The following is a 15,489-nucleotide window of genomic DNA, read 5'->3' as shown; positions in this document are numbered from 1 at the left end:
ACTGGAGGGTATGGCTATGTTTTTGAGTACACGTGAAAAAGAAATTATCGAAATGTTAATTAAATATCACGGTCAATATGTCACAATTTACGACATTGCTCAAAACTTAGCTGTATCCTCTCGTACTATTCATAGAGAATTAAAATCAATTGAATCGTTCCTATCTAATTTTGATATAGCATTAGAGCGCGTCACAAAAAAAGGCATACAACTCAATACAAGTGAAGGTGCTCTATCTTCACTGAAACATGCCTTATTGCATGAAAACACCATAGATTTATCACAAGAAGAACAAAAAGTAATCATTTTATATGCATTGATACAATCTGATACCCCTATTAAACAATATGGATTGGCACAAGAAATTGGTGTATCGAATCAAACACTAACGAAACTCTTAGATGAGCTCGATGTGGAACTTGATTTATATCAATTACGTTTACACAAAAAACGTGGAGAAGGTATTCAATTACATGGCGCAGAATCTAAAAAACGTGAATTATTAAGTCAATTAATGGTCAATAACCTAAATAGTACCAGTGTTTATTCCGTAATCGAAAATCACTTTGTTTATCAATCTATTAATCAATCCCAACTAGCTATGGTAGATATGGATAAGATTTTCCAAATTGAACGAATTCTTATGGACCATCTCGATCAATTGCCCTACTCATTGACTGAGTCTAGTTATTTAACCCTTACAGTGCATATCGTCTTAAGTATTGATCGGATGTTAAATGGTCAGTATGTTTCATTGAACGACGATATTTATCAAAGTGTTAAAGATTCATTTGAACATGAGGTGGCACAAGCGCTTGCACTACATCTTGAGCATATATACGGGGTTCAGTTTAATCAAGCCGAAGTGACTTTTATTACGATTCACCTCCGCGGCGCAAAACGAAAAGAATCTGCAGAAGTATTTAAAGACAGTAAAGATGAATCAAAAATCGAAAAATTCATACAGTCAGTCACGCATTTTTCACACCAAACATTTAAAGATACTGAAACTTTAAGCGAAGGTTTAAAATTGCATATCATTCCAGCTATTAATAGATTAAATGCCAATATTGAAACATATAATCCATTAACTGAAATGATTAAGCACAAATATCCGCGATTATTTGAAAGTGTACATCGCGCCTTATTACAAACTTGGCCAGATTTTACATTTCCAGATAGTGAAATTGCATTTATTGTTTTACATTTTGGCGGCGCTATTCAAAGCCAAGGTGCTCACTTATATAATGTGCTGGTCGTATGTAGTAGTGGTATAGGTACGAGTCGTTTACTTGCTACGCGTTTGCAACAAACCTTTAGCGAAATCCAAAAAACTACACAGGCTTCTGTGGGTGATTTAAAAAAAATGGATACATCACAATTTGATGCAATTATTTCTACTGTAGATATCGATATTACAGCCCCTTATATTACAGTAAATCCCCTACTACCTGATGCAGATATCAATCATGTTGCAGCGTTCTTAAATACACAGCAACATCAATTTAAGCATCAAGCTATTGAACCGAAGCATCATAATATTTTAAATCCTGAAGACAAACTAAATTATATACGAAAAGGTTTAGAAATTATCGATTCGGTAAATATTGACTACACAATGGTATCAGATTGGAGTCAGTATTTAACATCAACATTATTATCACATCAAATTATTACGGATGGGCCGTCATTCGCTGAACTTATTAAGCAACATATGGACAGTCAAGGGTTTGTTTTAGAACCCTACCCTATCGCTATACCTCATTTAAAAAATGATATCATCAAAAAACCATTCATACTTATAACGATTTTAAATGAGCCTATTGTGCTTAAAAGTAATCAAAATGGCAATCAATCCGTGAGATATTTATTAAATATGTTTGTACCTCCCGATGACACCATGTCTCAATTGGTAAGTGAAATATCTGGAAAAATGGTAGGGCATCTTGATAATATCGATGGATTTATGGAAAGACCCGAACAACTTCAAGTTTTATTGAAGCAAAGTTATCTGATACAATTACAAAATTTATTAAATATGGAGTGAAGACAATGAGCGAATTATTTAGCAATGAAAACATTTTTATTAACCAAACAGTAAAGGATCAAAACGAAGCTATTGAAAAAGCAGGTCATGCCTTAGTATCTAGCGGTGCAGTGACTGAAGATTATATTCAAGCTATGAAAGATCGTGAACAAGTTGTATCTACATTTATGGGTAATGGTTTAGCCATTCCACACGGTACAGATGAAGCTAAAACAAGCGTATTAAAATCTGGTCTAACTTTAATTCAAATTCCTGAAGGTGTCGATTGGGAAGGTGAAGAAGTTAAAGTTGTCGTAGGTATTGCTGGTAAAGATGGCGAACATTTAGATTTACTTTCTAAAATTGCGATTACTTTTAGTGAAGAAGAAAACGTTGATCGTATTATTAATGCATCATCTGCTGAAGAAATCAAACAAGTCTTTGAGGAGGCTGAAGCATAATGAAAGCATTACACTTTGGTGCAGGTAATATTGGTCGTGGTTTTATTGGATATATTCTTGCGGATAACGATGTAAAAGTTACTTTTGCTGATGTGAACGAAGAAATTATAAATGCTTTAGATAAAGAACATCAATATGATGTCATCCTAGCAGATGAAGCAAAAACAACTACACGTGTGCATAATGTCGATGCAATTAATTCAGGTGGCCCTTCTGAAAGCCTAAAACAAGCCGTATTAGAAGCAGATTTAATTACTACTGCTGTAGGCGTTAATATCTTGCCTATTATTGCAAAATCATTTGCACCTTATTTAAAGGAAAAAGAGACGCCAGTTAATATTGTTGCTTGTGAAAATGCAATAATGGCCACAAATACATTAAAAGATGCCATTTTAGATATCACTGGTCCTTTAGGTGATCATATTCACTTTGCAAACTCTGCTGTCGATCGCATCGTTCCTTTACAAACAAATGACAATCTTTTAGATGTTATCGTTGAACCATTTTACGAATGGGTAATTGAAAAAGATGCTTGGTTTGGTCCAGAATTAGATCATATTAAATATGTAGACAATTTAACGCCATACATTGAACGTAAATTACTCACTGTTAACACTGGTCATGCTTATCTTGCTTATGCAGGTAGATTTTATGGCCAACCAACAATATTAGATGCTGTTAATGATGATAATATTAGACATGGTTTAGAAAATGTTCTAAAAGAAACAAGTCAATATATTACAACACAATTCAATTTTACAGAAAGTGAACAAGCTCAATACGTTGATAAAATCATTGGTCGTTTCAAAAACCCTAATTTATCAGACGAAGTAACACGTGTTGGACGAGGCACTATGCGTAAAATCGGACCACAAGATAGAATCATTAAACCACTATCTTATTTATACCAAAATAATTTGAAACATGATGCACTCATCAAAACAGCGGCATTATTATTAAAATATGATGATACCAATGATCAAGAAACAGTTGAAAAAAATGAGTACATTGATAAACATGGTGTAGAAGGCTTCTTAAAATCATTTGCTAAAACAGATGATCAATTAACTTCAGAAATAGTAAAAGAATATAATGTATTGTAAAATTAATCTATAATTAAAAAAGCACGGATAAGCTTAATTCAGCCTATTCGTGCTTTTTTATATCAAAATTATTTTTAGAGCCACTTTTTAGAACTACTTTCACATTTTATGTGAATTAGTAGTTCTTATGCATGAGCTTAGCTCGTGTAATCCTTAATCATTCTAGTAGTTCTTATGCATGAGCTTAGCTCATGTAATCATTAATCATTCTAGTAGTCTTATACATGTGCCTTAGCTTATATAATATTAAACTATTTTCAATACAATAACATCTACTACTCTATTAAGAAAGAGACTGAGGCATCTATTTATGTCTCAGTCTCTTTCCTTTAAAATATATTAATTGTCTAAGCCCATTTTATCTTGGACTACTTCAGCAATTGTATTGGCATAACGTTGCGCATCCTCATCTGTCGCAGCTTCAACCATTACACGAACAAGGGGTTCTGTACCTGATGGTCTTACTAAGATACGGCCTTCTCCATTCATTTCAACTTCAACCTTAGTCATTATTTCCTGTACATCTATATTCTCTTCAACACGATATTTATCAGTAACACGAACGTTGACTAATGATTGAGGATATTTCTTCATTTGACTTGTAAGTTGACTCAAGCTTTTACCAGTCATTTTAATGATACTTGCAAGTTGTACACCTGTTAACAAGCCATCACCCGTTGTATTATAATCCATTAATACAATATGACCTGATTGCTCTCCACCAAGATTATAGTTACCACGTCTCATCTCCTCAACAACATAACGATCTCCAACTTTTGTTTTATTTGATTGGATACCTTCATTCTCAAGTGCTTTATAGAAACCTAAGTTACTCATAACTGTAGAAACAATCATATTATTATTTAATTCCTGATTCTTACTCATAGCTTGACCAATAATAAACATAATTTGATCACCATCTACGATATTTCCCTTTTCATCGATAGCAATTAATCTATCACCATCACCATCAAAGGCTAATCCAAAATCACACTCAGATTCTACAACGACTTTAGCAAGTGATTCAGGATGTGTTGATCCTACTTCTTGATTAATATTATAACCGTTAGGATTACATCCAATTGTTACTGTATCAGCTTCTAAGTCACCAAATAGAAATGGTGCAAGTGATGAAGTGGAACCATGTGCACCATCTAGTGCAATTTTCATACCTGCTAAATCAACGTCTACAGTCGATTTTAAATAACTAATATATTTTTGCGCGCCCTCAAAGTAGTCTGAGTAATGTACGATGTCTTCGCCAACCGGTCTTGGTAAATCAGGGTTATCTTGATCTAATAAATGTTCGATTTCTTGTTCTTGATCATCTGATAATTTAAATCCATCAGAACCAAAGAATTTAATCCCATTGTCTGGTACTGGATTATGAGAAGCTGAAATCATTACACCAAGATCAGCCTCCATTTCACGTGTTAAATAAGCCACACCAGGTGTTGAAATAACACCTAAACGCATAACCTCTGCACCAATAGAAATCAATCCAGCAATTAAAGCAGATTCTAGCATTTCACCAGAAACACGTGTATCTCTACCTACTAGTACTTTAGGATGCTTTTCACCTTCATTATGTGCTAAAACATAGCCACCATAGCGTCCTAATTTAAACGCAAGTTCTGGCGTTAATTCTTTATTTGCAACGCCCCTTACGCCATCTGTACCAAAATATTTTGCCATTATATATATCTCCTTTATTTTAAAAATCTATTTAACTGTTATTTTTGCAGTGGTATCTTTCGGACTAACTTTTGTGACCTTATCTGGAACTTGGAAATCTACCTTTTTCTCAGTTGTATCTGAAACGCCATCCAAATTAATTCTTGCAGTAATTTCATCAATGTCATCTAAGTCGTCTTTGTTACCATAGATTTCAACTTCGTTATCATCTAATTTAATATCTTTAACTTCTTGTCCATTTGAAAGCGAACCAACAGATTTCATTTTCACTTTTACTTTTTTACTATAATCTTCTACTTTAACACTTAAATTGACTTCATTAGGGTCAATTGAAACATCAATTTTGTTTAAGTTTCTATCAAATGCTGTTATTTTCGCAACGTCTGTAGTGTCTTTTGAAACTTTACTTTTGTTTTTATAAGTAGCTTTTAAATAAGCGATTTTATCTAGTTGCTTTTGTCCACCTGTAACTTTAACTGTATCAGGTGAAACGCTTTGTTCACTTATTTTATAGTTAGAATTCAAATCATAATTACTTACATCTGGTTCAATTTTAAATGTTTTACTTACTTTTTCTTCCAGTGAAACAGTTGTTTCTTTTGGTTTCACTGTGTAATCAATATCTTTGTTTAATCCATTAATTTTAAATTGAGCTGTATGTTTACCAGCTTTTTCACCACTAAGATCTAAAATAGCTCTAATGTTTTCACCATTTTCTGCTTTTAAAACTTGTGATTGTGGTCCAGAAATTTCAACATCTACTTTATTTGGAACTTCACTTGCATAAAGTTCTTTATTATTGTATTTCACTTGAACTGGCACATCTTGAATAGTTTCAGATGATTTTTGACTTAAGTTATCTGCATCAAAAATATTTCCAAACATGTTATTAGCTGACAAGAAAAATAATACAGCTAACATCAATGCGATTAATCTTAAACCCCATTTACTTTCTAACATATTAGTTCACACCTTTCTCATGAAAGTGTGTGCCAAACCAATGTTCAGCTAGTAGTTCTTCAAAAGCTTCATTAGAAATATCTTTTCTCAATTTACCATCAAATGTAACAGAAATCGAACCCGTTTCTTCAGATACAACTACAGTAAATGCATCTGATACTTCTGAGATACCAACTGCTGCTCTGTGTCTTGTACCTAAACTTTTTGCTATTTTTGCGCTATCAGATAACGGTAAATAACTTGCTGCACTTGCAATTTTATTTGCTTGAATAATCATTGCACCATCGTGTAATGGCGTATTTGGTATAAACACATTCGTTAATAATTCTTGTGATATTTCTGAATTCATAGCAATACCAGTTTCAATATAATCCTGTAAACCTGTTTCCTTTTCAAAAACAATCAAAGCACCTATACGACGTTTAGCCATATATTGTACAGCTTTTGACACAGATGATATTAATTTATCTTCATCACTATTTAAATTCGTAGAATATCGTTTGAATAAACTGCCTCGACCAAGTTGTTCTAAGGCACGTCTGATTTCTGGCTGGAATATTACAATTAATGCTAATACACCCCATTGAATAACTAAATCAAATAAACGGGATGTTGCTGTTAAGTTAAGCATTTTACTCAATTGTTGGCCAATCACTATCACGACAATACCTTTTAATAGTTGAATGGCTTTGGTACCTTTAAAAACTGTAATGAGAAGATAAAGTACATACCATACGATGAGTAAATCGAGTACACTAGCAATAATTTTTACTGTACTCCAGTCGTCAAAAAAGTTGGATAAATCCATAACATCTCCTCCGGTTATCTGTTCCCATGTTACCTATTATACCAATCATAACACTAACTGTCATATTTAGTATTTATTTTTTATCTAAAATAAACGAAAACGGATGTAGAATGCATCTACATCAGTTTGCTTTATTATTTATAATAACGTTTCTCCAAAGAAACTGCCTACAAGCCCAACAGCTTGTTCAGCTGTATCATTATTATGATCTATTAATGGGTTAACTTCTACAAGATCCATTGAAGTTACTAAATTAGAATTATGTAGAAATTCTAGCGCAAAATGACTTTCACGATAAGTTAGTCCACCTAATACTCTAGTACCTGTACCAGGTGTTTCAACTGGATCTAAAGCATCAACATCCAGAGATAGATGAATGCCATCTGTTTTTTCTTTCAAGTAGTCTATTGTTTCTTTAATGACTTGTTTAATACCATATCTATCTACTTCAGCCATCGTATATGTTTTAATATTATTGTCTTTAATATATTGTCTTTCGCCTACATCCAAATCTCTCATACCAATGAGAACGATATTCTCAGGTTTTACTTTGGGCGCATAATTAGCAATGTTGACTAACTTGTCATCCCCATCGCCAGCAAGTATTCTTAAAGGCATACCATGGATGTTTCCTGAAGGTGACTCTTCTGGTATATTTAAATCTCCATGCGCGTCATACCATATAACTCCTAAATTTTCATAATGCTTACTGACTCCAGAAATAGAACCAATCGCAATAGAATGGTCACCACCTAAAATTAATGGAAAATGGTTATTTGATATACTATTGGAAACAGACTGACTTAATGTTTCAGATGTTTCAATAATTTCCTCTAAATTTCGTAGTCCTTGTTGCTCTGAATTGAATTTATTTAAATTAAGTTCTGGTACATTTATATTGCCAGAATCTTTTACAGTTAATCCAATCGCTTCAATTCTTGCTACTATACCAGCATAACGTATTGCATCTGGACCAAGGTTTACCCCTAATTTCCTTTGTCCAAATGTAGATGGTGTACCTATAATTTCTACTGTTTTGTTCATCTATAAAACCCCTTTGTTGTTATCTTGTTACTAGAATAATCTAAAGCGTTTGAGTTTTCAACCTTGGGTAATACAGTACATTTAGCTATTTCATTTCTTTTTACATATAAAACCACTTTAATGATTTATCATTCAATAAAATGATGATAAAAACACTGTTTTTACTATTTTCAATCATAATATTGTATAAAAAGAAAATGATAAATTTAATTTCAACAAAGCGATAATTAATTTAAAACATAAAAAAAGTACTTCTCATATGAGAAGTACTTAAGAGTGAGCCATAGTGGGCTCGAACCACTGACCCTCTGATTAAAAGTCAGATGCTCTACCAACTGAGCTAATGGCTCTAATGGCTGGGCTAGCTGGATTCGAACCAGCGCGTGATGGAGTCAAAGTCCATTGCCTTACCGCTTGGCTATAGCCCATTAATGGTGGAGGGGGGCAGATTCGAACTGCCGAACCCGAAGGAGCGGATTTACAGTCCGCCGCGTTTAGCCACTTCGCTACCCCTCCAAGCTGTTCAATTAAGAATGGTGGAGAATGACGGGTTCGAACCGCCGACCCTCTGCTTGTAAGGCAGATGCTCTCCCAGCTGAGCTAATTCTCCTAATATGTATGACCCCGACGGGACTCGAACCCGTGTTACCGCCGTGAAAGGGCGGTGTCTTAACCGCTTGACCACGGGGCCATAATGGCTCCACAGGTAGGACTCGAACCTACGACCGATCGGTTAACAGCCGATAGCTCTACCACTGAGCTACTGTGGAATAATCAAATTGCCTGGCAACGTCCTACTCTTGCGGAACGTAAGTCCGACTACCATCGGCGCTAAGGAGCTTAACTTCTGTGTTCGGCATGGGAACAGGTGTGACCTCCTTGCCATTGTCACCAGACAATGAAATGTATGAAATTATACATTCAAAACTAGATAGTAAGTAAAATATGATTCAACCAAACAAAACATTTAAAATTTGATTAAGTCTTCGATCGATTAGTATTCGTCAGCTACACATATCGCTATGCTTCCACCTCGAACCTATTAACCTCATCATCTTTGAGGGATCTTATAACCGAAGTTGGGAAATCTCATCTTGAGGGGGGCTTCATGCTTAGATGCTTTCAGCACTTATCCCGTCCATACATAGCTACCCAGCGATGCCGTTGGCACGACAACTGGTACACCAGAGGTATGTCCATCCCGGTCCTCTCGTACTAAGGACAGCTCCTCTCAAATTTCCTACGCCCACGACGGATAGGGACCGAACTGTCTCACGACGTTCTGAACCCAGCTCGCGTACCGCTTTAATGGGCGAACAGCCCAACCCTTGGGACCGACTACAGCCCCAGGATGCGATGAGCCGACATCGAGGTGCCAAACCTCCCCGTCGATGTGAACTCTTGGGGGAGATAAGCCTGTTATCCCCGGGGTAGCTTTTATCCGTTGAGCGATGGCCCTTCCATGCGGAACCACCGGATCACTAAGTCCGTCTTTCGACCCTGCTCGACTTGTAAGTCTCGCAGTCAAGCTTCCTTATGCCTTTACACTCTATGAATGATTTCCAACCATTCTGAGGAAACCTTTGAGCGCCTCCGTTACTCTTTAGGAGGCGACCGCCCCAGTCAAACTGCCCATCTGACACTGTCTCCCACCATGATAAATGGTGCGGGTTAGAAATCCAACACAGCGAGGGTAGTATCCCACCAACGCCTCCACGTAAGCTAGCGCTCACGTATCTCAGGCTCCTACCTATCCTGTACAAGCTGTGCCGAATTTCAATATCAGACTACAGTAAAGCTCCACGGGGTCTTTCCGTCCTGTCGCGGGTAACCTGCATCTTCACAGGTACTATGATTTCACCGAGTCTCTCGTTGAGACAGTGCCCAAATCGTTACGCCTTTCGTGCGGGTCGGAACTTACCCGACAAGGAATTTCGCTACCTTAGGACCGTTATAGTTACGGCCGCCGTTTACTGGGGCTTCGATTCGTAGCTTCGCAGAAGCTAACCACTCCTCTTAACCTTCCAGCACCGGGCAGGCGTCAGCCCCTATACATCACCTTACGGTTTAGCAGAGACCTGTGTTTTTGATAAACAGTCGCTTGGGCCTATTCACTGCGGCTCTCCTGGGCGTTAACCCTAAAGAGCACCCCTTCTCCCGAAGTTACGGGGTCATTTTGCCGAGTTCCTTAACGAGAGTTCGCTCGCTCACCTTAGAATTCTCATCTTGACTACCTGTGTCGGTTTGCGGTACGGGCACCACAATTCTAGCTAGAGGCTTTTCTTGGCAGTGTGAAATCAACGACTCGAGGAAACAATTTCCTCTCCCCATCACAGCTCAATCTTAAGAGTGCCGGATTTGCCTAACACTCAATCTCACTGCTTGGACGTACAATCCAATCGTACGCTTCGCCTATCCTACTGCGTCCCCCCATCGCTTAAAACGAATAATGGTGGTACAGGAATATCAACCTGTTATCCATCGCCTACGCCTATCGGCCTCAGCTTAGGACCCGACTAACCCAGAGCGGACGAGCCTTCCTCTGGAAACCTTAGTCAATCGGTGGACGGGATTCTCACCCGTCTTTCGCTACTCACACCGGCATTCTCACTTCTAAGCGCTCCACATGTCCTTGCGATCATGCTTCAACGCCCTTAGAACGCTCTCCTACCATTGTCCTTACGGACAATCCACAGCTTCGGTAATATGTTTAGCCCCGGTACATTTTCGGCGCAGTGTCACTCGACTAGTGAGCTATTACGCACTCTTTAAATGATGGCTGCTTCTAAGCCAACATCCTAGTTGTCTGGGCAACGCCACATCCTTTTCCACTTAACATATATTTTGGGACCTTAGCTGGTGGTCTGGGCTGTTTCCCTTTCGAACACGGACCTTATCACCCGCGTTCTGACTCCCAAGTTAAATTGATTGGCATTCGGAGTTTGTCTGAATTCGGTAACCCGATAAGGGCCCCTCGTCCAAACAGTGCTCTACCTCCAATAATCATCACTTGAGGCTAGCCCTAAAGCTATTTCGGAGAGAACCAGCTATCTCCAGGTTCGATTGGAATTTCTCCGCTACCCACAACTCATCCGCTCACTTTTCAACGTAAGTCGGTTCGGTCCTCCATTCAGTGTTACCTGAACTTCAACCTGGTCATGGGTAGATCACCTGGTTTCGGGTCTACGACCAAATACTCAACGCCCTATTCAGACTCGCTTTCGCTACGGCTCCACATTCACTGCTTAACCTTGCATCAAATCGTAACTCGCCGGTTCATTCTACAAAAGGCACGCCATCACCCATTAACGGGCTCTGACTACTTGTAAGCACACGGTTTCAAGTTCTATTTCACTCCCCTTCCGGGGTACTTTTCACCTTTCCCTCACGGTACTGGTTCACTATCGGTCACTAGAGAGTATTTAGCCTTGGGAGATGGTCCTCCCAGATTCCGACGGAATTTCTCGTGTTCCGTCGTACTCAGGATCCACTCAAGAGTGAACAAACTTTCGACTACAGGATTATTACCTTCTTTGATTCATCTTTCCAGATGATTCGTCTAGTCTGTTCTTTTGTAACTCCGTATAGAGTGTCCTACAACCCCAACAAGCAAGCTCGTTGGTTTGGGCTCTTCCCGTTTCGCTCGCCGCTACTCAGGGAATCGATTTTTCTTTCTCTTCCTGCGGGTACTAAGATGTTTCAGTTCTCCGCGTCTGCCTTCAGATATGCTATGTATTCACATATCGATAACACGACATAACTCGTGCTGGGTTTCCCCATTCGGAAATCTCTGGATCAAAGCTTACTTACAGCTCCCCAAAGCATATCGTCGTTAGTAACGTCCTTCGTCGACTTCTAGTGCCAAGGCATCCACCGTGCGCCCTTAATAACTTAATCTTTTTTTGACTTTCAACACGAACAAGTCGGTTGAAAACCCAAAATGTTATTAATCTGTGAGTGTTCTTTCGAACACTAGCGATTATTTCTTTTTGAATTCAAAGCTTGTTAAAAAACTCTAATTCACTCGGTTTTGCTTGGTAAAATCATAAATTTTACTTACTTATCTAGTTTTCAATGTACAAAATAATGCAATGAATACTCCAATGAGCATTCAAAACTGAATACAATATGTCAATGTTATTCCTGCATCTTCGTAAGAAGATGTTCCGAATATATCCTTAGAAAGGAGGTGATCCAGCCGCACCTTCCGATACGGCTACCTTGTTACGACTTCACCCCAATCATTTGTCCCACCTTCGACGGCTAGCTCCATAAATGGTTACTCCACCGGCTTCGGGTGTTACAAACTCTCGTGGTGTGACGGGCGGTGTGTACAAGACCCGGGAACGTATTCACCGTAGCATGCTGATCTACGATTACTAGCGATTCCAGCTTCATGTAGTCGAGTTGCAGACTACAATCCGAACTGAGAACAACTTTATGGGATTTGCATGACCTCGCGGTTTAGCTGCCCTTTGTATTGTCCATTGTAGCACGTGTGTAGCCCAAATCATAAGGGGCATGATGATTTGACGTCATCCCCACCTTCCTCCGGTTTGTCACCGGCAGTCAACCTAGAGTGCCCAACTTAATGATGGCAACTAAGCTTAAGGGTTGCGCTCGTTGCGGGACTTAACCCAACATCTCACGACACGAGCTGACGACAACCATGCACCACCTGTCACTTTGTCCCCCGAAGGGGAAGGCTCTATCTCTAGAGTTTTCAAAGGATGTCAAGATTTGGTAAGGTTCTTCGCGTTGCTTCGAATTAAACCACATGCTCCACCGCTTGTGCGGGTCCCCGTCAATTCCTTTGAGTTTCAACCTTGCGGTCGTACTCCCCAGGCGGAGTGCTTAATGCGTTAGCTGCAGCACTAAGGGGCGGAAACCCCCTAACACTTAGCACTCATCGTTTACGGCGTGGACTACCAGGGTATCTAATCCTGTTTGATCCCCACGCTTTCGCACATCAGCGTCAGTTACAGACCAGAAAGTCGCCTTCGCCACTGGTGTTCCTCCATATCTCTGCGCATTTCACCGCTACACATGGAATTCCACTTTCCTCTTCTGCACTCAAGTTTCCCAGTTTCCAATGACCCTCCACGGTTGAGCCGTGGGCTTTCACATCAGACTTAAGAAACCGCCTACGCGCGCTTTACGCCCAATAATTCCGGATAACGCTTGCCACCTACGTATTACCGCGGCTGCTGGCACGTAGTTAGCCGTGGCTTTCTGATTAGGTACCGTCAAGACGTGCACAGTTACTTACACATTTGTTCTTCCCTAATAACAGAGTTTTACGAGCCGAAACCCTTCATCACTCACGCGGCGTTGCTCCGTCAGGCTTTCGCCCATTGCGGAAGATTCCCTACTGCTGCCTCCCGTAGGAGTCTGGACCGTGTCTCAGTTCCAGTGTGGCCGATCACCCTCTCAGGTCGGCTACGTATCGTCGCCTTGGTAAGCCGTTACCTTACCAACTAGCTAATACGGCGCGGGTCCATCTATAAGTGATAGCAAAACCATCTTTCACTTTAGAACCATGCGGTTCCAAATGTTATCCGGTATTAGCTCCGGTTTCCCGAAGTTATCCCAGTCTTATAGGTAGGTTACCCACGTGTTACTCACCCGTCCGCCGCTAACGTCAAAGGAGCAAGCTCCTTATCTGTTCGCTCGACTTGCATGTATTAGGCACGCCGCCAGCGTTCATCCTGAGCCAGGATCAAACTCTCCATAAATGAATTATGATGTTTGATTAGCTCATAAAATACTAATTTGTGTTATCTCTAACACTTGTTTTGAACCAACAATTTAATGTTGTGTTCGGAATTAACGTTGACATATTGCAATTCAGTTTTCAATGTTCATTTAAATAGTTGTTTCATTACTATACCATTTTTGTTAACAACTTGTCAACAAAAAAATAATATTTTTTAAATGAGTAATTAACATTACTTTAATAATATTAAATTATTATTAAGATTATTTCAAGTATATTTTTTACACTTTTTATAATTTCTTTAAATAATGTTATTGCCGTTTTTAACGACTTTTAAATAATATCAATTCCTCAATGGAAAGTCAATATTTAATTTAAGATTTTGTGATTTCTTTCGTTCACTTATTTAGTAGCAATTGTTTGCCACAAGAAACTATTCTACCACCATTTTAAAAAATTGCAATAAAAAAATGGATAGAAATTAAAATAATCTCTATCCATTACTGAAATGACTTATTTTGTCGTTTTATCAATGATTTGTTGTGCCATGGATTGATAGATTTCACCGAGTCGATCATCAGCTTGATAAATTGAAGGTGCAAAGTCTTTTGGATTCCAAGATGGTTGTTCTAACGGGAGGTGTCCTAGCAAGTCAGTTTGTAGTTCTTCTGCAAGTTTTTCTCCGCCACCAGTACCGAATACATATTCTTTATTCCCTGTTTCTTTACTTTGGAAATAAGACATATTTTCGATTACACCTAGAATAGAATGTTCTGTATGTTTAGCCATTGCGCCAGCACGGGCTGCGACAAATGCTGCTGTTGGATGTGGCGTTGTCACTATAATTTCCTTACTTGAAGGTAGCATCGTATGAACATCTAATGCAATATCTCCTGTGCCTGGAGGTAGATCTAAGATAAGGTAGTCTAAATCTCCCCATCTAACTTCTACAAAGAAATTAGTTAACATTTTACCTAGCATGGGTCCTCTCCAAATCACTGGTGCATTCTCTTCTACAAAGAATGCCATTGAGATCACTTTCACACCATGACGTTCTACGGGAATGATTTCTTTGCCTTGTACACCTGGTTTCTCATCAATTCCCATCATATCTGGAACACTAAAACCGTAGATATCAGCATCTACTAAGCCTACTTTTTTACCTTCACGCGCTAATGATACTGCTAGATTAACAGCGACTGTTGATTTACCAACGCCCCCTTTACCAGAAGCAATAGCGATAAATTCTACTGGATTATCTTTTGACAGTAATCCTTCAATGGTTTGATTTTCGTTTTCGCCAGAGCCACGATATTGCTCAACAACATCACTCGGCAATTCTTCAAATCTGATGCCAACCGTGTTTGCTCCATTTTCCTTTAATACTTCTACAATAGCCATTTGCAAATCTAATTGCGGTTGTCCACCTAATTGCGCCATTGCTACTTTAACACTAACGTGTTCTATCTCTTCTTTAATAGTAACTTCTACTATTCCATCTGTTTCTTTTAATGGTACATCTATTATTGGATCTTTTAATTCTCCAACAAGTTCTTTAACTTGCGCTATCGTTAACACAAAGCGTCCCCCTCTTATTTAAATATCAATTATATTTTAACAAACAAAACTAACATTTGCTTCAAATAGCTTAATTTAAGTATAAATATAATTTGTTC

Annotated in this window: 8 protein-coding genes, 6 tRNA genes and 3 rRNA genes; 3 read left to right on the top strand and 14 right to left on the bottom strand. The window is 38.6% G+C overall.

The annotated features are described in order from the left end of the window. Positions 1 to 16 precede the first annotated feature (16 nt). The 3 genes from SSP_RS03590 to SSP_RS03580 are packed head-to-tail and all read left to right on the top strand — an operon-like array spanning position 17 to position 3,590. Positions 17 to 2,047 (top strand): BglG family transcription antiterminator, encoded by a 2,031-nt coding sequence (locus SSP_RS03590; protein WP_011302637.1) that lies wholly within the window; start codon positions 17 to 19, stop codon positions 2,045 to 2,047. 5 nt (positions 2,048 to 2,052) lie between these two features. Next, on the top strand, positions 2,053 to 2,487 hold the full coding sequence (locus tag SSP_RS03585; protein ID WP_002482673.1) for a PTS sugar transporter subunit IIA: 435 nt from the start codon (positions 2,053 to 2,055) through the stop codon (positions 2,485 to 2,487). Beyond that, positions 2,487 to 3,590: a mannitol-1-phosphate 5-dehydrogenase gene (locus SSP_RS03580; RefSeq protein WP_011302636.1), complete on the top strand. Its 1,104-nt coding sequence runs from the start codon at positions 2,487 to 2,489 to the stop codon at positions 3,588 to 3,590. The genes SSP_RS03585 and SSP_RS03580 overlap by 1 nt, the downstream gene beginning before the upstream one ends. A gap of 339 nt (positions 3,591 to 3,929) precedes the next feature. On the opposite strand, the gene glmM is transcribed toward SSP_RS03580, so the two are convergent. The 14 genes from glmM to SSP_RS03510 all read right to left on the bottom strand — a co-directional run bounded on the left by glmM (position 3,930) and on the right by SSP_RS03510 (position 15,391). Continuing rightward, a complete protein-coding gene (gene glmM / locus SSP_RS03575; protein WP_002482671.1) occupies positions 3,930 to 5,285 on the bottom strand; it encodes a phosphoglucosamine mutase in 1,356 nt (451 codons plus the stop codon). Positions 5,286 to 5,312: 27 nt separating this feature from the next. Further along, the gene (locus SSP_RS03570) at positions 5,313 to 6,245 is read right to left on the bottom strand and encodes a CdaR family protein (protein ID WP_011302635.1); all 933 of its coding nucleotides are present in this window, start codon (positions 6,243 to 6,245) and stop codon (positions 5,313 to 5,315) included. A gap of 1 nt (position 6,246) precedes the next feature. Next, complete coding sequence (gene cdaA, locus SSP_RS03565; protein ID WP_011302634.1) at positions 6,247 to 7,053, bottom strand: diadenylate cyclase CdaA; 807 nt, start codon at positions 7,051 to 7,053, stop codon at positions 6,247 to 6,249. A gap of 138 nt (positions 7,054 to 7,191) precedes the next feature. Then, a complete protein-coding gene (gene rocF / locus SSP_RS03560) occupies positions 7,192 to 8,097 on the bottom strand; it encodes an arginase (protein WP_011302633.1) in 906 nt (301 codons plus the stop codon). Positions 8,098 to 8,374: 277 nt separating this feature from the next. Then, positions 8,375 to 8,447 (bottom strand) — tRNA-Lys (locus tag SSP_RS03555). Positions 8,448 to 8,450: 3 nt separating this feature from the next. After that, positions 8,451 to 8,525 (bottom strand) — tRNA-Gln (locus SSP_RS03550). A 4-nt stretch (positions 8,526 to 8,529) separates the two neighbouring features. Beyond that, positions 8,530 to 8,613 (bottom strand) — tRNA-Tyr (locus SSP_RS03545). 18 nt (positions 8,614 to 8,631) lie between these two features. Then, positions 8,632 to 8,707, bottom strand: a tRNA-Val gene (locus SSP_RS03540). A gap of 9 nt (positions 8,708 to 8,716) precedes the next feature. Beyond that, positions 8,717 to 8,788: transfer RNA gene (locus SSP_RS03535), tRNA-Glu, on the bottom strand. A 4-nt stretch (positions 8,789 to 8,792) separates the two neighbouring features. Continuing rightward, positions 8,793 to 8,867 (bottom strand) — tRNA-Asn (locus SSP_RS03530). 11 nt (positions 8,868 to 8,878) lie between these two features. Further along, a 5S ribosomal RNA gene (gene rrf, locus SSP_RS03525) occupies positions 8,879 to 8,993 on the bottom strand. Positions 8,994 to 9,071: 78 nt separating this feature from the next. Continuing rightward, a 23S ribosomal RNA gene (locus SSP_RS03520) occupies positions 9,072 to 11,994 on the bottom strand. 285 nt (positions 11,995 to 12,279) lie between these two features. Then, a 16S ribosomal RNA gene (locus SSP_RS03515) occupies positions 12,280 to 13,832 on the bottom strand. Together the 16S, 23S and 5S rRNA genes with 6 tRNA genes alongside form the textbook arrangement of a ribosomal RNA operon. Positions 13,833 to 14,326: 494 nt before the next feature. Beyond that, positions 14,327 to 15,391: a P-loop NTPase gene (locus SSP_RS03510; protein ID WP_002482667.1), complete on the bottom strand. Its 1,065-nt coding sequence runs from the start codon at positions 15,389 to 15,391 to the stop codon at positions 14,327 to 14,329. Positions 15,392 to 15,489 lie beyond the last annotated feature (98 nt).

This window comes from Staphylococcus saprophyticus subsp. saprophyticus ATCC 15305 = NCTC 7292 (assembly GCF_000010125.1).
GTDB lineage: Bacteria > Bacillota > Bacilli > Staphylococcales > Staphylococcaceae > Staphylococcus > Staphylococcus saprophyticus.
Note: the sequence above shows the minus strand (reverse complement) of the source record. Positions and strands in the feature narration are given on the sequence as shown.